The sequence below is a fragment of the Actinomycetospora sp. NBC_00405 genome (assembly GCF_036044095.1).
GTDB lineage: Bacteria > Actinomycetota > Actinomycetes > Mycobacteriales > Pseudonocardiaceae > Actinomycetospora > Actinomycetospora callitridis.
In genome coordinates, this window is record NZ_CP107938.1 from 4200179 (window position 1) to 4221251 (window position 21073).

Annotated in this window: 16 protein-coding genes; 8 read left to right on the forward strand and 8 right to left on the reverse strand. The window is 74.1% G+C overall.

Annotated features, from left to right (window positions below):
• The first annotated feature begins 93 nt into the window (after positions 1 to 93).
• On the forward strand, positions 94 to 2691 hold the full coding sequence (dnaB, locus tag OG774_RS20755; RefSeq protein ID WP_442873898.1) for a replicative DNA helicase: 2598 nt from the start codon (positions 94 to 96) through the stop codon (positions 2689 to 2691).
• Here the strand turns inward: dnaB and OG774_RS20760 are convergent.
• Positions 2688 to 3911: an MFS transporter gene (locus tag OG774_RS20760; RefSeq protein WP_328303894.1), complete on the reverse strand. Its 1224-nt coding sequence runs from the start codon at positions 3909 to 3911 to the stop codon at positions 2688 to 2690. The genes dnaB and OG774_RS20760 overlap by 4 nt on opposite strands.
• A 50-nt stretch (positions 3912 to 3961) precedes the next feature.
• On the reverse strand, positions 3962 to 4309 hold the full coding sequence (gene cutA, locus OG774_RS20765) for a divalent-cation tolerance protein CutA (RefSeq protein ID WP_328303896.1): 348 nt from the start codon (positions 4307 to 4309) through the stop codon (positions 3962 to 3964).
• Between the two features lie 69 nt (positions 4310 to 4378).
• Here cutA and OG774_RS20770 point away from each other — a divergent pair, with 69 nt between their 5' ends.
• Positions 4379 to 5311: an NAD-dependent epimerase/dehydratase family protein gene (locus tag OG774_RS20770; protein WP_328303898.1), complete on the forward strand. Its 933-nt coding sequence runs from the start codon at positions 4379 to 4381 to the stop codon at positions 5309 to 5311.
• 123 nt (positions 5312 to 5434) lie between these two features.
• The gene (locus tag OG774_RS20775) at positions 5435 to 6313 is read left to right on the forward strand and encodes an aldo/keto reductase (protein WP_328303900.1); all 879 of its coding nucleotides are present in this window, start codon (positions 5435 to 5437) and stop codon (positions 6311 to 6313) included.
• A gap of 19 nt (positions 6314 to 6332) precedes the next feature.
• Here the strand turns inward: OG774_RS20775 and OG774_RS20780 are convergent, their stop codons facing one another.
• Entirely contained in the window at positions 6333 to 7940 is a 1608-nt protein-coding gene (locus OG774_RS20780) for an SDR family oxidoreductase (RefSeq protein ID WP_328303902.1), read from the reverse strand.
• A gap of 233 nt (positions 7941 to 8173) precedes the next feature.
• On the opposite strand from OG774_RS20780, the gene OG774_RS20785 reads away from it, so the two are divergent.
• The 3 genes from OG774_RS20785 to OG774_RS20795 all read left to right on the forward strand — a co-directional run bounded on the left by OG774_RS20785 (position 8174) and on the right by OG774_RS20795 (position 11023).
• A complete protein-coding gene (locus OG774_RS20785; RefSeq protein WP_328303904.1) occupies positions 8174 to 8875 on the forward strand; it encodes a hypothetical protein in 702 nt (233 codons plus the stop codon).
• 178 nt (positions 8876 to 9053) lie between these two features.
• Positions 9054 to 9602 (forward strand): DoxX family protein, encoded by a 549-nt coding sequence (locus OG774_RS20790; protein WP_274192150.1) that lies wholly within the window; start codon positions 9054 to 9056, stop codon positions 9600 to 9602.
• Between the two features lie 110 nt (positions 9603 to 9712).
• The gene (locus OG774_RS20795; RefSeq protein ID WP_328303907.1) at positions 9713 to 11023 is read left to right on the forward strand and encodes a D-arabinono-1,4-lactone oxidase; all 1311 of its coding nucleotides are present in this window, start codon (positions 9713 to 9715) and stop codon (positions 11021 to 11023) included.
• Here the strand turns inward: OG774_RS20795 and OG774_RS20800 are convergent.
• The gene (locus OG774_RS20800; RefSeq protein ID WP_328303909.1) at positions 10966 to 13350 is read right to left on the reverse strand and encodes an FUSC family protein; all 2385 of its coding nucleotides are present in this window, start codon (positions 13348 to 13350) and stop codon (positions 10966 to 10968) included. The genes OG774_RS20795 and OG774_RS20800 overlap by 58 nt on opposite strands.
• A 150-nt stretch (positions 13351 to 13500) precedes the next feature.
• On the opposite strand from OG774_RS20800, the gene OG774_RS20805 reads away from it, so the two are divergent.
• Together OG774_RS20805 and OG774_RS20810 are read left to right on the forward strand one after the other, a co-directional pair.
• Entirely contained in the window at positions 13501 to 15360 is a 1860-nt protein-coding gene (locus tag OG774_RS20805; protein WP_328303911.1) for an acyl-CoA dehydrogenase, read from the forward strand.
• 31 nt (positions 15361 to 15391) lie between these two features.
• Complete coding sequence (locus OG774_RS20810) at positions 15392 to 16279, forward strand: DUF72 domain-containing protein (protein ID WP_328303913.1); 888 nt, start codon at positions 15392 to 15394, stop codon at positions 16277 to 16279.
• 7 nt (positions 16280 to 16286) lie between these two features.
• On the opposite strand, the gene OG774_RS20815 is transcribed toward OG774_RS20810, so the two are convergent.
• The 4 genes from OG774_RS20815 to OG774_RS20830 all read right to left on the reverse strand — a co-directional run bounded on the left by OG774_RS20815 (position 16287) and on the right by OG774_RS20830 (position 20967).
• Positions 16287 to 17213, reverse strand: a complete 927-nt coding sequence (locus OG774_RS20815; RefSeq protein WP_328303915.1) for a DUF1206 domain-containing protein — start codon at positions 17211 to 17213, stop codon at positions 16287 to 16289.
• The gene (locus OG774_RS20820; protein WP_328303917.1) at positions 17210 to 19228 is read right to left on the reverse strand and encodes a VanW family protein; all 2019 of its coding nucleotides are present in this window, start codon (positions 19226 to 19228) and stop codon (positions 17210 to 17212) included. The genes OG774_RS20815 and OG774_RS20820 overlap by 4 nt, the downstream gene beginning before the upstream one ends.
• Complete coding sequence (locus OG774_RS20825; RefSeq protein WP_328303919.1) at positions 19225 to 19560, reverse strand: GroES family chaperonin; 336 nt, start codon at positions 19558 to 19560, stop codon at positions 19225 to 19227. Before OG774_RS20825 ends, OG774_RS20820 begins: the two co-directional genes overlap by 4 nt.
• A 216-nt stretch (positions 19561 to 19776) precedes the next feature.
• On the reverse strand, positions 19777 to 20967 hold the full coding sequence (locus OG774_RS20830; protein WP_328303921.1) for an ATP-binding protein: 1191 nt from the start codon (positions 20965 to 20967) through the stop codon (positions 19777 to 19779).
• Between the last annotated feature and the right edge of the window lie 106 nt (positions 20968 to 21073).

Genomic DNA, 21073 nt, shown 5'->3' on the forward strand with positions numbered 1-21073 from the left:
GTGTCGCCGGGGCTGTCGGTGGGCCCTGCTAGAACGTGTGTTCGACGGACGTGTCCCGCCGGGTACGCGTCCGAGGCGAGGGAGGGGACCGACGTGGCGGTACTGGACGATCGGGGGACGTCCGGACGGGGTGGGGACCGACAGGGGGCTGCGCCCACCGAGTTCGACCGGCAGCCGCCCCAGGACCTCCCCGCCGAACAGTCGGTGCTCGGCGCGATCCTGCTCAGCAAGGACGCCATCGCCGACGTCATCGAGATGCTCAAGCCCGACGACTTCTACCGTCCGGCCCACCAGACGGTCTACGAGTGCGTGCTCGACCTCTACGGCCGCGGGGAGCCCGCCGACCCCGTCACCGTCTCCGCCGAGCTCGAGCGCCGGGGTGAGCTCCTGCGCATCGGCGGGGCGCCGTACCTGCACACCCTCATCGCGGCGGTGCCCACGGCCGCCAACGCCGGCTACTACGCCGAGATCGTCGCCGACCGCGCGATCCTGCGTCGCCTCGTCGAGGCGGGCACGCGCATCGTGCAGCTCGGCTACCACGGCTCCGAGGGCGCGGACACCGACGACGTCGTCGACCGCGCCCAGGCCGCCGTCTACGAGGTCACCGACCGCCGGGTCACCGAGGACTACGTGGCCCTCGAGGACGTCCTCCAGCCGACGATGGACGAGATCGACGCCATCGCCTCGCGCGGTGGTGTGTCCTTCGGCGTGCCCACCGGCTTCACCGACCTCGACGACGTCACCAACGGTCTGCACGCGGGCCAGATGATCATCGTGGCGGCCCGTCCGGGGATCGGGAAGGCACTCGCTCTGGACACACCGCTGGCGACGCCCGACGGCTGGACGACCATGGAATCGGTCCGCGTGGGCGACGTTCTCCTGGACGCGTCCGGCCGACCGACACGCGTCGTGGCGGCCACCGAGGTCATGGTCGGGCGTCCCTGCTTCGAGGTCGAGTTCTCGGACGGCACCGTGATCGTGGCCGATGAACAGCACCAGTGGCTCACGGACACGAGGGCGTCCCGCCGGTCCGCGCACGTTCCCCCGCGGGTACGCACGACCGGAGAGATCGCCACAACGCTGCGCTGCGAAACGGCAGACCGTCGGATCAACCATTCGGTGGCGGTCGCCGCGCCGCTGCAGTTGCCTGCGCGCGACCTCGCCGTTCCGCCCTACGCCCTCGGCGTCTGGCTGGGTGACGGCACGTCCGCCTCCGCGTCGTTCACGAGCGCCGACCCGGAGATCGCCGCGCACGTCGAGGCCGAGGGGCTCGAGGCGCCGCTGGTCGGTCCTCTCCGGTACGGACTGCGGCTCCCGGCCGACCCTGAGCGGGCAGAACGTCCGTGTGTCGTCTGCGGGGCGCTCTTCCGGCCTGCGACAACCCAGGTCCGCACCTGCGGCCGGTCCTGCGGCGGGCGCGCCCGCTTCGTCTCCGCGCCGGTTCCGGCCCCCACGTGCCAGGACTGCGGAGGCCCCTCGTGCGGCCTCGTGCGGTGCCAGGCGTGTCGTGACCACCACGGCACGGTGCAGGCCCGGCTCCGCGCTCTCGGCGTGCTCGGGGACAAGCACATCCCCGTGGAGTACCTCCGGGCGTCCGAGGGGCAGCGCCGAGCTCTCCTGGCCGGGCTCCTCGACACCGATGGAACCGTCCTTCCAACAGGTGTGCTCCAGTTCGCCGTCACCAACGCGAGACTGGCGGCCGACGTCGCCGAGCTGGTCGCGAGCCTCGGGCTCCGTTGCTCGACCGTCACCAAGAGGGTCCGGGGTCGCACCGAGAGCACGAGCACCGCCTACCTCGTGACGTTCTCGACCACCGAGGAAGTCTTCCGGCTCGAGCGCAAGCGCCTCGCCCACAAGGAGCGGCAGAGAGGGAAGGACGCCACCCGCGCCGGGGTCCGGTACGTGGTCGACGTCCGCCGGACGACATCGGTGCCGGTTCGCTGCGTGGAGGTCGACAACACCGAGCACCTCTACCTCGCGGGCTCCTCGATGGTGCCGACGCACAACTCCACGCTGGGAATGGATTTCGCTCGCTCGGCGAGCATCAAGCACGGCCTCACCTCCGCGTTCTTCTCGCTCGAGATGAGCCGCACCGAGATCGTCATGCGCCTGCTGTCGGCCGAGGCGAAGATCCGTCTGGCCGACATGCGCTCCGGGTCGATGACCGACGACGACTGGACGCGCCTCGCCCGGCGGATGAGCGAGATCAGCGAGGCGCCGATGTTCATCGACGACTCCCCCAACATGACGATCATGGAGATCCGGGCGAAGGCGCGGCGCCTCAAGCAGCGCCACGACCTGAAGCTGATCATCCTCGACTACATGCAGCTGATGACCTCGGGCAAGAAGGTCGAGTCCCGCCAGCAGGAGGTCTCGGAGTTCTCGCGTCAGCTCAAGCTGCTGGCCAAGGAGCTCGAGGTCCCGCTGGTCGCGATCAGCCAGCTCAACCGTGGCCCCGAGCAGCGCACCGACAAGAAGCCGATGCTCTCGGACCTCCGCGAGTCGGGGTCGCTGGAGCAGGACGCCGACATGGTCATGCTGATCAGCCGTCCCGACGCCTTCGAGCGCGACGACCCGCGTGCCGGCGAGGCCGACCTGATCCTCGCCAAGCACCGCAACGGCCCGACGGCCACCATCACCGTCGCCCACCAGCTGCACTACAGCCGCTTCAGCGACATCGCACGGGGCTAGGCGGGAGAGGCCAGACGGTCGGCGCGCAGCGGCCACACCACGGCCGCCAGCAGGGCCAGCAGCACGAGCACGAAGCCGATGGTCGCGGGCCACCCCGCGACGCCGTAGGCGACGCCGCCGAGCGTCCCGCCGACCGACGAGCCGACGTAGAAGGCGCCGAGGTACAGGCCCGAGGCGACGGCGCGGCCGTGCTCGGCGCGGCGGCCGACCCAGGCGCTGGCGACGGTGTGCGCGGCGAAGAAGCCGACGGTCAGCAGGGCGAGGCCGACGACCACGACGCCCAGCCACGTCGTCAGCATCGCGGCGGCGCCGAGGCCGGCCACCCCGGCCGCCCCGAGGAGGACGGGCCGGGGGCCCAGACGGTCGGCGAGGCGGCCGGCGCGGGTCGAGGTGGCGGTGCCGACCGCGTAGAGCACGAAGACGAGGCCGACGACGAGCGCGGGCAACCGGAACGGCGGGCCGAGCAGCAGGAACGTCACGTAGTTGTAGGCGCAGACGAACACGCCCATGGCGAGCAGGCCGACGGCGTAGAAGCGACGCAGCACGGGGTCGCGGAGGTGGGTACGGGCGGCGCCGAGCAGCTCCCCCACGCCGACGGGGCGCGGTCGGAAGCGGCGTGAGGCGGGCAGCACCAGCACGAATGCGACGAGGAAGGCGCCCGACACCAGCGCGATCCCGCCGAGGGCCCAGCGCCACGACCCGGTGAGGTCGGCGATCGCGCTGACGATGATCCGCCCGCCGAAGCCGCCGACCGAGTTGCCCGCGATGTAGAGGCCCATCGCGCCGCCGAGGTGCTCACCGTCGATCTCGTCGGCGAGGTAGGCCATCCCGACCGCGGGGAGCCCGGCCAGCGCGAGCCCCTCGAGCCCGCGGAGCACCAGCAGCGGCGCGAACCCGGGCACGACGGCAGCGGCGAGACCGAACACGACGGCGGCGGCCAGCGAGCCGACCATCACCGGACGGCGGCCCCAGCGTTCCGACAGGGCGCTCGCGGGGATGACGCCGACCGCGAGCGCGGCCGTGCTGACCGAGATCGACAGCGACGCCGCGCCGGGCGTGATGCCGTAGGCGCCGACGAGCGCGGGCAGCAGCGGCTGGGTCGCGTAGAGCAGCGCGAACGTCGTGAAGCCCGCGCAGAACAGGCCGACCGCGATCGGGCGGAAGCCCGGGTCGCCACGGCGCAGCGCCGCCGGGCGCGCAGCGACCCCCGGCGACGACATCGTTGTTCGAGGCTAACCGTCAGCGGCTCCCGATCGCGCGGTCTCCTGCGTCACGGGTCGACTCCGCTCCGCTCCGTCTCCTGCGTCACCCACGCCAGATACGGCCCGTGCCCGCCGACGACGGGCAGGACGAGCACCTCGGGCACGTCGTAGGTGTGCTCGGCGACGAGCCGGGCGCTGAGGTCGTCGACGCGCGCGAGGTCGGTCTTGAGCCAGAGCTGCCACTCCTCCTCGACCGACACGGCGCCCTCCCACCGGAACACGCTCCGCACCGGCCCGGCGATCTGCACGCAGGCCGCGAGCCGGGCGTCGACGAGCACGCGGGACAGACGTTCCGCCTCGTCGGCGGAGTCGGTGGTGGTGAGGACGACGCGGGCGGTCGTCGCGTCAGGGGTCATCAGCCAGGCCTCCCGTGGCCGGTCGTCCGTGCTGGTGGATCCGGGCGCGGTCCGTGTCACGATGCGGCGATGTTCCTCGTCACGGGCGCCACGGGCTTCGTCGGGTCGGCCGTGGTCGCGCTGCTGCACGCGCGGGGTCATGCGGTGCGCGCCGTCGTGCGCGACCCGGCGCGCGCGGACGTCCTGCCCGACGGCGTGGAACGGGTGCCCGCCGACCTCGCCGACGGCGAGGCCCTGGTGCGCGCGATGGACGGCTGCGAGAGCGTCTTCCACCTCGCCGCCGCGGTGGGCGCACCGGGTCCCGAGGCGCACGAGCTCAACGTCGGCGGCACCGCGCGGGTGGTCGACGCCGTCCGGCGCGCCGGGGTGCGCCGGCTGGTGCACACCTCGACCAGCGCGGCGATCTGCGTGCCGGATCCCGACGGTCCCGGCTGCGTCATCGACGAGGACGCCGCCGGGGGCACCGCGCTGACCGACCCGTACTCGACGACGAAGGCCGAGGCGGACGAGGTCGTGCTCGACGCGGCGGGCGCCGGCGGCATCGACGCCGTCGTCGCGACCGTCGTCAACGTGTACGGCCCCTCGCCGCGCGGGCCCCTGAGCTACAACCAGCTCCTCGCGGCCGCGGCCCGGGGGGCGGTCGGCGACATCGTCGACGCCCGCGTCGGCTGGGTGCTCGCCGAGGACGTCGCGATGGGCCAGCTCCTCGTCCACGACCGCGGGGAGACCGGCCGTCGCCACGTCCTGTGCGGGGAGGTCGCCTCGTTCCCGGAGGTGCTCGACACCTACTGCGGGGCGGCCGGCAGCGAGCACCGGGTCCGTGCTCTCCCCCAGGGCTCGGAGCTGCCGGAGGGCGCGCCGCCCTTCGCCGGCCGGTCGGTGGTCTACGGCCGTATCGGGGGCTACCGGGTGCGTGACGACCGCGCCCGGGCGCTGGGGTTCGCACCCCGGGGGATCGCCGAGGGGCTCGCGCTGACGGCCCGGTGGATGCCCACGACGTGATCCGATCGGGGACGTCTGCGCCCTGTGGATGGGACATCGGACACGCGCCCCGACACGCGGCGGCCGGGGATGCCACGCTGGTGGTCACGGCTGGACAAGAACACGGCCGGAAAGGGTGAGCACATGACCGACGACACCGCTGTCGAGACGGGCCCCGTGTCTGCTTCCGGAGAGTTCACGCTCGGCGACGACCTGCGGGTGCGTCGCCTCGGGTACGGCGCCATGCGCCTGACCGGCGAGGGCATCTGGGGACCCCCCAAGGACCCGGAGAACGCGGTTGCGGTCCTGCGGCGGGCGGTCGAGCTCGGCGTCGACTTCGTCGACACCGCGGACTCCTACGGGCCCTACGTCAGCGAGGAGCTCATCCGGGAGGCGCTGTACCCGTACCGCGGGATCACCGTGGCCACCAAGGCGGGCCTGCTGCGCACCGGACCGAACCGCTGGATCCCCTGCGGGCGCCCGGACTACCTGCGCCAGGAGGCCGAGATGAGCCTGCGCCGCCTCGGCGTGGAGACCCTCGACCTCTTCCAGCTCCACCGCATCGACCCGCACGTCGCCGCCGACGAGCAGTTCGGCCTGCTCGCCGACCTGCAGCGCGAGGGCAAGGTCCGCGAGGTCGGCCTGAGCCAGGTCTCCGTCGCGGAGATCGAGGCGGCCGGGCGCATCGTCGACGTCGCCTCGGTGCAGAACCGCTACAACCTGGTCGACCGCTCCTCGGACGACGTGCTGCGCCACTGCACCGCGCACGGCATCGGGTTCATCCCGTGGGCCCCGGCCGACGCCGGCAAGCTCGCCGAGCCGGGCCACGCCGCGGCGCGTGCCGCCGACGCCCTGGGTGCGACGCCGGCGCAGGTCGCGCTGGCGTGGCTGCTGCAGCGCAGCTCGGTGATGCTGCCCATCCCGGGCACCAGCTCGCTGGAGCACCTCGTGGAGAACTGCGGGGCCGCGACCCTCGAGCTCGACCGCGACACCGTCGCGACGCTGGACGCCGCCGGCTCCTGACGTCGCCGGGCCGGGCGCGTCAGGTCCCCGTGTGCAGCACGGGGCGGGCGCGCTCGGCGTCGCGGCGCGAGCGCCGGTCACGCAGACGGGCCACGACGCCGGTCGGGGGCTCCGGGTCCTCGCCGCGCTCCACACGCTCGGCGGCGCCCACGATGCGTCGCTCCATGCCGCCGAAGACCAGGGCGTGGAACGGGGCGATGACGTACCAGTATGCGTGGCCGGCGAGCCCGTGCGGGAAGAAGATCGCGCGCTGCCGATAGAGGGAGCCGTCCTCGGTGGGGGCGACCCGCAGCTCGAGCCACGCGAGGCCCGGCGCCTTCATCTCCGCGCGCAGGCGCAGCAGCCGCTCGCCCGGGGCCAGCGCGGTCTCGTCGGGGTCGAGACGTGAGACCCCCTCGTCGACGCACTCCTCGACACGCCACCAGTCCAGGGCGTCGCCGACCTTGAGCGAGTCGGCGTCCCGACGGCCACGGCGCAGCCCGACCCCGCCGACGAGCCGGTCCATGACGCCGCGCGCCCACCAGCCCAGCGGGAACGAGTACCAGCCGCGCTCGCCGCCGATGCCGGTGACGACGTGCCACACGTGCTCGGCCGACGCGGACGCGTGGCGCTCGCGGCTGTCGGTGTAGACGGTGCCGCCCGCCCACGCGGGGTCCGACGGCAACGGGTCCGACGGCGCGTACGTCGCGTTCGCGCCCGACCAGCGCGTCTCCACCTGGCCGGAGCTGACCCGCTGCAGCGCCAGGGCGACGGCGCGGTGGAAGCCGGTGAGCCCGGCCTCGGGCGGCGCGACGAACCGGTCGATGTCGTGCTCGGCCGCGACGACCTCGTGCACGAGCGAGTCGATGAGGGGCACGGCCGTCGAGCGGGGCACCGGGGTCACGAGGTTGACCCAGTGCGACGACAGGCGCGGGGTCAGCACGGGGACCGGCAGCATCGTCCGTCGCGGCAGCTCCGCGACCTCGGCGAAGCCCTCCATCATCTCCAGGTAGGTCAGGACGTCGGGTCCGCCGATGTCGAACGTCCGGTTGATCTCGGGCGGCAGCGTCACCGCCTTGACCAGGTAGTGCAGGACGTCGCGGATGGCGATGGGCTGGACGCGGTGGTGCACCCACGACGGCGTGAGCATCACCGGCAGGCGCTCGGTGAGGTAGCGCAGCATCTCGAAGCTCGCCGACCCCGACCCGAGGATCACCGCCGCCTGCAGGATGACGGTCGGGACACCCGAGCGCAGGAAGGTCTCGCCGACCTCGGCGCGCGACGCGAGGTGCTCCGAGAGCTCGACGCCCTCGGGGTGCATGCCGCCGAGGTAGACGATCCGCGACACGCCGGCCTCGCGGGCGGCCTGCGCGCTGATCAGCGCGGCGCGGCGGTCGACCGCGGCGAAGCCGTGCTCGGAGAGCGAGTGCACGAGGTAGTACAGGACGTCGGCGCCCTCGCAGGCACGGCGCATCGACTCCTCGTCGAGGACGTCGCCCGCGACGATCTCCACCTGCTGCGCCCACGGGGTGTCGCGCATCTTCGCGGGGTCGCGCACGACGCAGCGCACCTCGTGGCCCTCCGCCGCCAGGCGTGGGGCGAGGCGCCCGCCGATGTAGCCCGTCGCTCCGGTCACCACGCATCGCACGAGGTCGATCGTGGTGCCTGCACGCCCCGGCCGCAGTGTCGGAGCACGGGTGGCGGGCGGCTGCCGTGCGACGTCCGTCCGACTCCATGCGAATCGGACCCCTCCTGAAACCCCGCGGCACTCCAGGGAGTGACACCCGGCCGGGGGATCCATCGGCGTGTCGCGGGCGAATGGCCGTGTCGGCGGGATCCGGGCCCCAAGTCCTCTCCAGGTGCTGCCGTTGAGGAAGCCAGATGCTCGACGTCATTCGGCCGTTCGGCGGCCACGGCGGACGGGCCGAAGGATCAGTAGTCGGGGAGGTCGAAGTGTGGGTGTGGCGTGACGACCTGGGGTCCGGAGGAGCGCTCGGCGGAGCCGGCGGGTGGCGACTGGACGGGAACAACACGTGGGTGTGGGAAGAGCCCTCGCCGCTCGACCGGCCGGGGGCCGGCACGGGTGCGCTGCGGGGCTATGCCGGCGGGGCCGGGAGCGCCCCCGTCGTCGACCAGCGACGGACGGAGCGGCGCGCAGAGCGGCGCACGGAGCGGCCAGTCGGGGACCGGGCGCTGACGACGCTCGGGGACGACCCGACGCCGATCTTCCACGAGCTGAGCGTCGACCGGTCGCGGAACATCCCGCGGCCGTCGTGGCGCGAGCGCGACCGGGACGCGGTGCACGTCCCGGAGCCGCATCCCGGATCCGGCGCGCTGCCGATCCAGGACGAGGAGTGGGCACAGCACCACGGACGCGGTCTGCGCGACGTGCCGACCGTGCCCCCGCCGCCGGCCCCCGAGGCCGCGGAGAACCCGGAGGACGAGCTGCGCCGCCGCGCCGAGCGCCGGCGCCGCCCGATGGGCAGTGACCACGGGACCCGCGAGGACGCGGAGCGCGAGGGCGGGCGTCACACCTGGCGCCGCGAGGAGACCCGGTCGGGGCGGCACGCGCTGCGTCGCTGACGCCGCCGACGGGTACCGGTCCGTCGGGTCGTCCGTCACGGGCGGCCCGGCGCTCCGGGCGGACGCCGCCCGTAGGGCAGCAACGGCCGGAGCTATGCTGCGGCACCCGCGCGGACCCGTCGGTCCTCCGGCGTGCCCGGTCCCGCCGTCGTCGTCGCGCCCCGTGGAGGTCGCTTCCGTGCTCATCCGTCGTCTCGCCCGGCCCCTGCTGGCCGCCATCTTCATCAAGGGCGGGGTCGACACCCTGCTCAACCCCGAGCCGCGGGTGCAGAAGGCCACCCCGCTGCTGGAGAAGGCCGCGCCGAGCCTGCCGGACCAGGTCCCGTCCGAGCCCCACCAGCTGGTCAAGATCGACGCCGGCGTCAAGATCGGGGCCGGGGTGCTGCTGGCCGTCAACAAGTTCCCGCGGCTGGCGTCGCTGGCCCTGGCCGGCACCCTGGTGCCGACCACCGTCGCGGGTCACCCGTTCTGGGAGAAGTCCGACCCGGCGGAGAAGGCGGCCGACCAGCAGCAGTTCCTCAAGAACCTCAGCATCCTCGGCGGCCTGATCCTGGCCGCGGTGGACACCGAGGGGAAGCCGTCGCTCGGCTGGCGCGGTCGCCGAGCCGCCCGCAAGATCGCCGAGAAGACGAGCGACCTCACCGACCAGACCGAGGGCACCGGCGACAAGGTGCGCCAGACCCTCACCGACAGCGTGGACGTCGCGATCGGCAAGTTCGCGGCCTGATTCGGGCGAGCGCAGCGACGGGTCCGTGTGGACCGCCACGGGGACCGCCGGAGACGGCGGTCGCCCGCGCGGGCGGATCCCGCCCGCGTCGAGCCCCTAGGGTGGCGTCCGTGTGGACGAACTGGTCCGGAGGCCAGCAGTGCCGGCCGACCGCGACGGTGCGCCCGCTCGACGACAGCGGCGTGTCGGCGGTGGTGCGGCGCGCGGCGGAGCGGGGCCAGACCGTCCGGCCGATCGGCGCCGGGCACTCCTTCAGCGCGCTCGCGGTCACCGACGGCGTCCATGTCGACCTCTCCGCGTTCCGCGGGGTCACCGGGATCGGCGGACGCCCCGGCCGGCCGACGGTCCGCGTCCGCGCCGGCACGACGGTCGGCGAGCTGCACGAGGAGCTCGCGTCCCGTGACCTCGCGCTCGAGGCGCCGCTCGAGCTCGCCGCCCCGACCGTCGGGGGCGCGCTGGCCGTCGGCATGCACGGCAGCGGGGCCGCGCACGGCTCGCTGTCCGCGGCCGTGGCGGGGCTGCGTCTCGTCGACGGCCGGGGTCGCCTGCGGGACGTGACCGTCGCCGACCTCGATGGCGCCCGCACCTCGCTGGGCGCGCTGGGCATCGTGGTCGAGGCGGAGCTCGCCGTCGTCCCGGCCGGCCGGGTCCGGGTGACGCGCGCGCCGCGGCCCGTCGACGAGGTCCTCGACCCGGCGTTCTGGACGGAGCACCCGGTGGCGGAGGCCGCGGTGTTCCCGTCGGCGGGCACGGCGCTGACCCGCTGGGCCGAGCCGCTGCCCGAGCGCACCGACACCGGGGACACCGACGAGGACGCGGAGACCGAGGAGCCCGAGCGCAGCCTCGGGGTCACCGTGGCCGGCGCCACCGGACGCACCGCGCTCGGGGGCGCGGTGGTCGTCGAGCGCGCCCTGCCCCGTCTCGTCCCGCGGTTCAACCGCGCGGTCTCGCGGCTCGCGCGCCGGGTCTCGGCCACCGGCCCGATGTACCGGGTGCTGTCCAGCCCGCCCGCGGTCCGCTACGAGCAGACCGAGTGGGCGCTGCCCCGGGCGGCGCTCGCCGAGGGCGCCCGGGAGCTGTTCGCCGCGCTCGCCGACGACCACCTCGAGGTCGGGCTCCCCGTCCGCCTGCGCGTCGGCGCGCCCGAGTCCGGCTGGCTGCACCCCGCGCACGACCGGCCGACGGCCTGGGTGGCCGTGCGGGTGCCGCGCGGCACCGATCACGCCCCGGTGCTCGAGCGGGCCTGCCGGGTGCTGCGCGCGCACGGCGGGCGCCCGCACTGGGCGTCGCGCTCCGACTGGACCGCCGAGGACACCGCCCGCGCCTACCCGCGCCTGTCCGACTTCCGGCGGGTGCGCGACGACTACGACCCGGACCGGGTGTTCGCCACCCCCGCGCTGGCGGCGGTGCTGGGCGACTGATCTCCGTCGTCGCTGTCGAGGTCCTCGGCGGCACCCAGATCGACGGCCAGCCCGACGACCGCCTGGTCGATGCGGCGCAGGAGACGGGCCACCCCGAGCATCGCCGTACGCCGGTGGGGATCGTCGGCGGACCGGGCAGCGTGCTCCTCTGCGGCGTCGACGAGGCGCTCGGCGGAGCGGGCCCGGACCTGCCCGCCGTCCGAGGCGCGCTTCCCACGCACGAGGACGTCGCGCAGCCCGTCGAGGTTCGCCCGCACCTGCTCCGAGGCCGGCACGAGCGTCGCGGCCCAGCTCGGGTCGGTGATGTGGTCGGCGCTGCGCGCCAGCGAGCGCGCGTAGACGTCGCACACCACCAGCACCCGCAGGCCCCGCTGGTAGCTCGACCGCGCCCGCCGGCGGGCGAGCGGGACGGCCAGCGGCTGGGCGCGCTGGCGCAGGGTCACCAGCGCGTCGTCCATCGCCCGCACGCCCTCCCGTCGGGAGGTCGTGGTCGGGCGGCCCACCAGCCGGTCGGTGGCGTCGGCGAGCACCTGGTCGATCGCGTCGACGAGCTCGCTGACCGCCTCCCCGAACGCCGCGCGCGTCCCCCGCGGCAGCACGAGGAAGGCGGCGACGACGCTCGCGGCCGCCCCGATCGCGGTCTCCTCGATCCGCAGCAGGAGCACCTCGACGCTGAACTGGCCGATGAGGCCGTACACCAGCGCGAGCACCGCGGTGATCCAGAACGCGAGCATCGCCGGCGAGATGCGCACCAGGTAGAGGGCGAGGAAGACGCCGACGAACAGCAGCACGAGCGACAGCACCTGGTCGTCGCCCACCAGCGCGGCGAGCCCCATGCCGGCGACCACCCCGCCGATCGTGCCCACGACCCGGCCCCAGCCCCGCGTGAGCAGGTCGCCGCGGCTGTTGGTGCCGGCGAAGACGACGAACGCGGCGATCACCGCCCAGTACCAGCGTTGCGGCGCGATCGACTCGCTGACGACGATCGCGAGCGTCGCGGCCACCCCGACCTGCACGGCCTGGCGCGTCGTGACGGCGATCCCGCCCGCGGGGCGCGGCGGCTCCTCCTCGGGTCGCACGTCGTCCTCGGCGGGGCGGCGCTCCGGCATGTCGACCGCGCTCTCCGGCTCCGGCCGGTCGGCGAGCCCGTCCGGCGACGGGGCGCCCCCGGGGGTACCGCCCACCGGCGTCCCTGCCTCCCGCGGCCCCGGCGCCGAGGCGGGCGACGGGGCGTCGAGCTGCGCGTGGTGGATCGCGTCGGCCACCCGTCGGATGGCGAAGGCGGTGCGCTGCACGCGCTCCCCGCCCGCGCGGGTGTCGGCGACGAGCCCGGCCACCGCGGCACGGGCGTCCGCGGCCGCCTCGAGGATCGTCGCCTGGTCGGTGCCGGCCCCCAGCGCGGTGCGCAGGTGGCCCACGCCGGTGCGCAGCGCCGCGACGACGACCGGGTCGAGAGGCTCGGGCGGGCCGTCGGCGGGCGGCAGCGCCAGGCGTCGCACGACCACCGAGAGGCGCTCGAGGGCGAGCTCCGCGTCCGCGACCCGCAGCGCGAGCGTGTCGTCGTCGAGGCCCGGCCAGACGCGCCCGGCGGTGGTCTGCTCGAGGGCGTCCTCGACGAGCAGGGCCACCTCCTGCAGCCGCGCGCGGGCCTTGCGGACGCTCTCGAGGTCGCCCTCGTCCGGGCCCTCGCGCGGCAGCTCCACCAGCACGTCGTCGATCTCGCCGACCAGCGCGTGGGCGCGCGCCCGGAAGGCCGTCACCATCCGCCGCAGCGTCCGGGCGGGACGCTCGGCGAAGACGACCCCGCGCAGCAGCAGCGTCGACGCGACGCCCACGACCACCGCGACCAGCAGCCAGGGCACCTGCGCGGGCGCGACCTTGAGGAACTGGGTGAAGAAGAAGGGCATGAAGGCGGCCATGCCGAGCGCGAAGCCGCGCGGCCCGTAGCGGCGGACCCAGACCGCGACCACCATGACGACGACGAACGAGACCGCGGACGCGATCGGGTAGGGCGCCACGAACGCCCCGGCCACGGTGCTCGCCGCCGCGGGCAGGATCAGGAGCGCGGTGGTCGTGCGCCGCCGCGGCAGGGTGGGCTCGTTGACGGCGAGGTTCGAGACCATCGCCAGCACGCCGGTGAACAGCAGGACCGTGACCGGCTCGGACGGGTCGAGCAGCGCGCGCAGGACGGCCACCACCGCGACCGCGGCGATCATGGACGTGACGGCGATCGCCGCGAGGCGCAGGCGCGTCAGGCCGGGGTCGACGCCGGCGAGCCAGGTCCGGAGGTCGAACGATCGCCGCCCTCGTCGCCCGTCGCCTGCCACCGCTCCTCCGTCCGGGACGCTGCGCGCGAGTCTCCCACGGTGGACGCGCCGAAGCCGATCTCGACAGGGTTACCCCGGAGTAATACTCTGCGGTTACCGGCCGGTAGAGACGCCGACCGCACACCACGTGGTGAACAGGAGCGAGGCGGGATGGGCCACTACAGGGCGAACGTCCGCGACATCGAGTTCAACCTCTTCGAGGTCTTCCGCGTCCAGGACCGCTTCGGTTCCGGGCCCTTCGCGGACGCCGACGAGGAGACCGCCCGCGCCCTGCTGGGCGAGGTGGCGGCGATGGCGGAGGGGCCGCTGGCCGACTCCTACGAGTCCGGCGACCGCAACCCGGTGCGCTTCGACCCGCAGACCCACACCGCCCACCTCGACGAGGGCATCAAGAAGTCGTTCCACACGCTGTGGGACGGCGAGTGGTGGCGGCTCTCGGCCGACAACGAGATCGGCGGCATGGGCGTCCCGCCCACCGTCCAGTGGGCCGCCGGCGAGATGATCCTCGGCGCCAACGCGCCGGTCTTCATGTACATGGCGGGCCCGAACTTCGCCTCGGTCGTCTACCGCAACGGCACCGAGCAGCAGAAGCACTGGGCGCAGCTCATGGTCGACCGCGGCTGGGGCGCCACCATGGTGCTCACCGAGCCGGACGCGGGCTCCGACGTGGGCGCCGGCCGCACCAAGGCCCGCGACAACGGCGACGGCACCTGGTCGATCGAGGGCGTCAAGCGCTTCATCACCTCGGGCGACGCCGGCGACCTCAACGAGAACATCATGCACCTGGTGCTCGCCCGCCCCGAGGGCGCGCGGGCCGGCACCAAGGGCCTGTCGCTGTTCCTCGTCCCCAAGTTCCACTTCGACCCCGAGACCGGCGAGCCGGGCGAGCGCAACGGCGCCTTCGTCACGAACGTCGAGCACAAGATGGGTCTCAACGCCTCGGCGACCTGCGAGGTCACCTTCGGCGGCAACGGGGTCCCGGCCACCGGCTGGCTGCTCGGCGAGGTCCACGACGGCATCGCGCAGATGTTCCAGGTCATCGAGTACGCCCGGATGATGGTCGGCACCAAGGCCATCGGCACGCTCTCGACGGGCTACCTGCGAGCGCTGGAGTACGCGAAGGAGCGCATCCAGGGCGCGGACCTCACGCGCCAGACGGACAAGACCGCGCCGCGCGTGGCGATCACCAATCACCCGGACGTACGCCGCAGCCTGATGCTGCAGAAGGCGTACGCCGAGGGCCTGCGCGCCGTCTACACGTTCACGTCGACCTACCAGGACGTCGTCCGCTTCGGCGAGGCCCCGGAGGCCGAGAGGGGTGCGGTCTCCGCCGAGGACATCACCCTCGCGGAGAAGGTCAACGACCTGCTGCTGCCCATCGTCAAGGGCGTCGGCTCCGAGCGGGCGTCCGAGCAGCTGATCCAGTCGCTGCAGACCCTCGGGGGCTCGGGCTACCTGCAGGACTACCCGATCGAGCAGTACATCCGCGACGCCAAGATCGACTCGCTGTACGAGGGCACCACGGCGATCCAGGCGCAGGACTTCTTCTTCCGCAAGATCGTCCGGGACAACGGCCAGGCGCTGATGCACGTCGCCGGCCAGGTCCAGGCGTTCCTCGACGCCGAGGGCGGGAACGGGCGGCTCAAGGAGGAGCGCGCGCTGCTCGCCTCGGCGCTGGGCGATGTCCAGGCGATGCTCGGCAGCATGGTCGGCTACCTGACCTCCTCGCAGGAGGACGTCACCAACCTCTACAAGGTCGGCCAGCACGCGGTCCGCTTCCTGATGAGCGTGGGCGACATGCTCATCGGCTGGCTGCTCCTGCGGCAGGCCGAGGTGGCGGGCGAGGTGCTCGACGCCGGCACCGCGGGGCGCGACCAGAACTTCTACGAGGGCAAGATCGCCGTCGCGCGGTTCTTCGCCCGCAACGTGCTGCCCGAGCTCAGCTCCCGCCGCACGATCGTCGAGGCCGCCGAGAACTCGATCATGGAGCTCGACGTCGCCTCGCTCTGATGGCGTCGCCGTGTGAGTGTTCCGGGTCGTCATGACGACCCGGAACACTCACGTGCGGACACGCATCGGGACCTCGGGATGGATCTACCCGCCGTGGCGCGGGGTGTTCTACCCGAAGGGTCTCGTCCAGCGTCGTGAGCTGGAGTTCCTCGCCGAGCGCCTCGACACCGTCGAGATCAACGGCTCCTTCTACAGCCTCCAGCGCGCCTCGAGCTACCGGACGTGGGCGGAGCGCACGCCCGACGACTTCGTGTTCGCGGTCAAGGGCGGGCGCTTCGTCACGCACATGAAGAAGCTGCGCGGCGTCGAGGAGGCGCTCGCGAACTTCTTCGCCTCCGGTCCGCTGGCCCTCGGTCCCAAGCTCGGTCCGGTCCTGTGGCAGCTGCCGCCGAACCTGGGCTACCACCCCGAGCGCATCGAGGACTTCCTGCGGCTGCTGCCGCGCACCACCGCCGAGGCCGCGGCGCTGGCCGCGGGGCACACCGACAAGGTCCCCGAGCCCGCGACCACCACCGACGAGGACCGTCCGCTGCGGCACGCGATGGAGGTCCGGCACGCGAGCTTCCGCGACCCGGGCTTCGTCGCCCAGCTGCGCCGGTACGGCGTCGCGCTCGTGGTCGCGGACACCGCCGGCACCTTCCCGTGCCTCGACGACGTCACGGCCGACCTCGTCTACGTCCGCCTCCACGGCGACACCGAGCTCTACGCCAGCGGCTACACCCCCGACGCGCTCGACCGGTGGGCCGCGACGATCCGCGCCTGGGCCGCCGGCGGGGCCCCGACGTCCGCGGACACGGTGGCGCCCGACGACCCGCCGCCACCCGCTCCGGCGGGGCGTGACGTCGTCGTCTACTTCGACAACGACGTCAAGGTGCACGCGCCGTTCGACGCGATCGCGCTGCGGGAGCGGTGTCGGTGACCGGAGGTCACACGCGGCGGGCCCAGGCCTCGGCGCCGCAGAAGAGGCCGAACGCGACGAAGCCCAGCGCGACGACGAGCAGGAGCAGCGGCCCGTAGGGCTGGCCCGCCAGGGTCTTGAGCGCCCCGTCCAGGCCCCCGGCCCAGGACGGGTCGGCCCGGATCGCGGCGACGCCGAAGAGCACGCCCATCACGGCGAAGGCGACGGCGCGCAGGACGTGCCCGGCGATCCCCAGCCAGCGCACCGGTCGCCGCAGCTGCGCGGGCAGCCGCGACCAGTCGAGGTCCTCGGCGAAGTCGGCCGTGATCCCCGCCCACGCGGTGGCGCCGGCGACCACGAGGACGATCAGGCCCACCACGCCCACGAGGACCTGGCCCGCGGGCAGCGCGAGCAGCCCGGCAGTGGCCTGCTGCGAGCCACCGCTGCTCGACCCGGACGAGCCGGTGACGAGCAGGCGCAGGCCGATGAGGGCCACCGTTAGCACCCCGAGCGCCTTGGCGCCGGCACCGATCCGGCGCTGCGTGCGCTCCCAGCCCGACGCCCAGCGGAAGCCGGTGACGGCTGCGAGTCCCTGCCACACCCCGAACGCGACGAGCCCGGCGACGACGACCACGAGGACCACGAACCCGAAAGGCTCGGCGGCGATCGCGGTCAGGGCGCCCTGCTGGTCGGCCTGCCCGCCGCCGGTGAGCGCGATCTGCGCCGCGATCACCCCGATGAGCACGTGCACGAGCCCGTAGCCCACGAGGCCGACGCGTCCGAGCAGCTCGACCGCGCGGCTCGGTGCCTCGCCCTCCCCCGAGCGCCCGAGCCCGGCCAGTTCGCCGCGAGCGCGATCGGCGGCGCGGGACGCGGCGTCGGACGCCGCGTCACCGGCCGAGCGAGATTCGGTCGACCCCGAGCCCGCCGAGCCCGTCGATCCGGAGGCGGTCACTGGCCGTTGCAGGTGACGGTGGGCTGGGGCTCGTAGCGCACCGTGCGGGGCTCGCGACGGACCTCGCCGGTCCGGACGTCGCGCAGCACCCGGGTGTCGGTGATCGTGAAGCCCTCCGAGCCCTGGGAGGGCTTGCACTCCGGGTTGGCGCCGAGGTCGCGCACCCCGGGCGGGGTCGGGTTCACCCGCGGCCCGGGCTCCGAGGTCACCTCGAAGCGCTTGATGCCGTAGAGCTGCACCGTGATCGACGACGGGGTCCACTGGGTGCGGATGTACACCGGCGTGGGCCCGTCGTTGCCGAGCCGCAGGTCGATCGAGCCCTCGAAGACGGTCGCCTCGCGGCCCGCCGGGTAGCGGCTGATGTAGTAGCTGTGCTCCTTGTGCTCGACGTCGTCGAGCCCCGCGAGGTAGCCCGCGTTGAAGAGCGTCGTCGCGAACTGGGAGACGCCGCCGCCGACGCCGCGGCCCGGGGCGCCGTCGTCGATGATCCCGGCGGGGACGAAGCCGTTCGCCTCGTTGCGGGGGCTCGCGGCCTGGTTGAGGCTGAACACGGAGTTCGGTTCGATGATCTTGCCGTTGACGATCTCGGCGATCCGCCGGATGTTCTGCCCCGAGTCGGGCTTGAAGCCCCGCGTGGTGAACTCCCCGACGAGCGTGGCGGGGCCCAGGGCCTGCAGCGACTCGGTGGTCACCTCCGGCTGCGTCGTCGTGTAGACGGCGTTGATCGCGCGTCCGGTGGCGGGCGGCGGGGACGCCGGCTCGGCGCCGGGCGTCACCGGCGGCGGGGTGAAGATCGGCGGGGTGGTCCCGTCGTCCGGGCGGCGCAGCGCCTCCACGATCCCGTCGAAGGTCCGCGGCCAGTCGATCTCGCGGCCGACGACGGCCGGCACGACGGTCGCCGTCGTGCCACCGAACTCGAGGGTGGCGTCGCGCGACTCGGTCTCGGTGGTGCCGAGCTGCGGCTCGACGGCCGCGATCGCGGCGGGCTCGTCGACGCCGGGCGTGAGGCCGCCCTGCCCGTCGGGACGGAAGGTCAGGAAGGTGGTGATCGCGCGGCTGGTGACCGTCGCGTTCTTCCCGTCGCCGACGACGGTCAGCGGACCGGCGACGGCGGGACGGGCGACGGTGTCGAGCGCCTCCTGGATGGCGGCGGGCGTCACCGTGACCGGGGCCTCGACGATCGGGAGACCGACGGGGGTCGGGTCGAGCCAGTGCTCGATGACGGCCTGGGCGGCGACCGCGCCGTCGACGACCTGGCCGGGCACGGACTGAACGGCGATCGGCTCGAGGTTCTCGAAGCGGATCGTCCCCTCGCTGGCGGGGCGGTCGAGCTGCGGGCGGACCCCGTCGAGCGCCTGGCCCAGCGCGAACCCGTTGACCCGCGTCACCGGGGCCACGTCGCGGGTGCCGAACAACGAGGTGAGGCGCGTCCAGGGGTTGAACGGCTGCTCGCCCGCGCGGGCGATGGTGCCCTCGACGTCGAGCTCGAGGCCCGCGGCACGTGGGTCGATCGTGGCGGTGCTCGACCCGGCCTGCAGCCTCACGGGCTGGGTGAGCCGGCCCGCGAGCTGGGTGTTGAGCGCCTGCTCGGCCTCGGGCTTGCCCATGCCGCCGATCTCGACCCCGGCGACGGCGACCCCGCGGGGCACGTCGGTCGAGGAGATCAGCAGGTCGCCGACGTAGAGCACGGCGAGCAGCCCGACCACGGCCGCACCGATGAGCAGGGGGCGGCGTCGGCCGCCGCCGGAGGAGTCGTCGCCGGCCTCGTGGGCACCGTGACCCCGGGGTGGTGGCCCCTGGGGGCCCGTCGGCCGGTCGTCGCTGACGGGGATCCACTCGGTGCGCTCGGCGTCGGTCTCCGCCGCGCGCTCCGGGGGCATCGACCGCGTCGGCTCGTCGAGCCCCGACCCGTCGGTGTCGGCCGTGGCGTCGACGTCCTCGGCGTCCCGATGGCGATCGTCGACGGCGGGGTCGACGGTCGTCTCCTCGGGTGTGCGGCCCCCGGGTGAGGTCACAGATACAGCCCCGTTCCGCTCGAACTTCTCGTCGACTCGGTCGTCGCGCTCGCGACGGCGTGCAGGTCGCGCTCTCGGAGCACGACGAAGGAGCGCCCGGCCACGTCGACCTCGAAGTGGTCGTCCTGGCCGTAGAGCACGCGATCCCCCACCGCGACACTGCGGACGTGCTGGCCCGTTCCGTACACGTCGCCCCACACGAGCTTCTTGGGCGTCTGAGCGGTCGCCGGGATCACGATGCCCCCGCTGCTGCGTCGCTCGCCGTCGCCCTGGGCGGGCGCGACCATCACGCGGTCGTGAAGCATCTGGATCTCCAGCCTGGGATCCGACACGTCGGGATCGTACGGGGCGCCCGGATTGCCTCTCGGGTCAGGGCCGCGGAGACCTCACGCGGGCCTGACGGGGGAACGGGCCCGGAACGAGGAAGGCCCCGTGGCCCTGCCAGGTCGGGGGTCCGGCAGCGCCACGGGGCTCATCGGGTGTGTCGGCGGAGGGGGAGGGCGCGTTACCGCGACTGCGACAGTTCACTCGTCCGGGCTAGTCCGACCTCAGTCGCGGCCCAGCAGGAAGCGGCCGAAGTGCGGGACGGTGAACGCGATCCAGCCGCGCTCGGCGGAGAACACCAGGCCCTTGCGCAGCAGACTGTCGCGCGCCGGGGACAGCGACGAGGGCTTGCGGGCGAGGTGCTGGGCCAGCGCGGCCGTGGTCACGGGCTCGTCGCGGCCCTCGGCCAGCTCGGCCATGCCCTGCAGGTACTCGCGCTCGGCCGGGGTCGCGCGCTCGTAGCGCGAGCCGAAGAAGCCGACGGCGAGCTCGGTACCGGCCTCCGGGGCCGCCATGCGCACGTCGTCGGCGTCGATCGGGCTCTGCACCGCCGCGTCCCAGGCGGCCTTGCCGTAGGCCTGGACGAAGTAGGGGTAGCCACCCGAGACCTCGTAGAGCGCCTCGAGGGCGGCCTCGGTGAGCTCGGCGTCCTCCCGCTTCGCCGGCACCGTGAGCGCGAGGTCGGCGTCGGCGCGGTCCAGCTGGCCGATGTTCACGTAGCGGAACAGCCGCTCGGAGTAGGACTTGGACGCGCTCAGCACGGCCGGCAGGTGCGGCAGCCCCGCGCCGACGACGACGAGCGGCGCCCCGGACTGCGAGAGCTCGTGGCACGCCGCGCACAGGGCGGACACGTCGTCGAGCTGCAGGTCCTGCATCTCGTCGATGAGCAGCGCGATGCCGACGCCGACGTCGGCAGCGAGCTCGGCGCACACCCCGAACAGCTCGACGAGGTCGATCTCGATGTCGCCCGAGTCCGCCCGCCCGTTCTTGACGGGCACGTCGATGCCGGGCTGCCAGCGGTCCTTGATCTTCGCGTCCGACGGCGTCGCCTTGAGCGCGAACGCCTTGAGCACGCCGAGGGCGTCCTCGACGCGGTCGGGGGCGCGGTGGTGCACGGCGAGGTCGCGCACCGCGCGGTGCAGCGCGGCGGAGAGGGGCCTGCGCAGGTCGGCGTCCGGCCGCGCCTCGATCTTGCCGGCGCCCCACCCGGCGCGGACCGCCATCGAGCGCAGCTCGCCCAGCAGCACGGTCTTGCCGACCCCGCGCAGGCCCGTGAGCACCAGGCTGCGCTCCGGGCGGCCGCGGGCGACCCGCTCGAGGACCACGTCGAACGCGCCGAGCTCGCGGTCGCGGCCGGCCAGCTCCGGCGGGCGCTGGCCCGCGCCGGGGGCGTACGGGTTCCGCACGGGGTCCATGCGCACCTCCGGGTCGGGCCTGGGCGCTACGAGCGTATGGACCTCTCTAGCGTCCGCCCGATACCTCGCGAGAAATCGCGATCGGCGTGTCGCGGATCGGGTCGTC

What these genes read in the sequence shown, in the direction of transcription:
- OG774_RS20785 (WP_328303904.1), top strand. Translation starts at nt 8,174, where the DNA reads ATGCTCGACGTCATTCGGCCGTTCGGCGGCCACGGCGGACGGGCCGAA.
- OG774_RS20770 (WP_328303898.1), top strand. Translation starts at nt 4,379, where the DNA reads ATGTTCCTCGTCACGGGCGCCACGGGCTTCGTCGGGTCGGCCGTGGTC.
- cutA (WP_328303896.1), bottom strand. Translation starts at nt 4,309, where the DNA reads ATGACCCCTGACGCGACGACCGCCCGCGTCGTCCTCACCACCACCGAC.
- OG774_RS20805 (WP_328303911.1), top strand. Translation starts at nt 13,501, where the DNA reads ATGGGCCACTACAGGGCGAACGTCCGCGACATCGAGTTCAACCTCTTC.
- OG774_RS20775 (WP_328303900.1), top strand. Translation starts at nt 5,435, where the DNA reads ATGACCGACGACACCGCTGTCGAGACGGGCCCCGTGTCTGCTTCCGGA.
- OG774_RS20760 (WP_328303894.1), bottom strand. Translation starts at nt 3,911, where the DNA reads ATGTCGTCGCCGGGGGTCGCTGCGCGCCCGGCGGCGCTGCGCCGTGGC.
- OG774_RS20830 (WP_328303921.1), bottom strand. Translation starts at nt 20,967, where the DNA reads ATGGACCCCGTGCGGAACCCGTACGCCCCCGGCGCGGGCCAGCGCCCG.
- OG774_RS20810 (WP_328303913.1), top strand. Translation starts at nt 15,392, where the DNA reads ATGACGACCCGGAACACTCACGTGCGGACACGCATCGGGACCTCGGGA.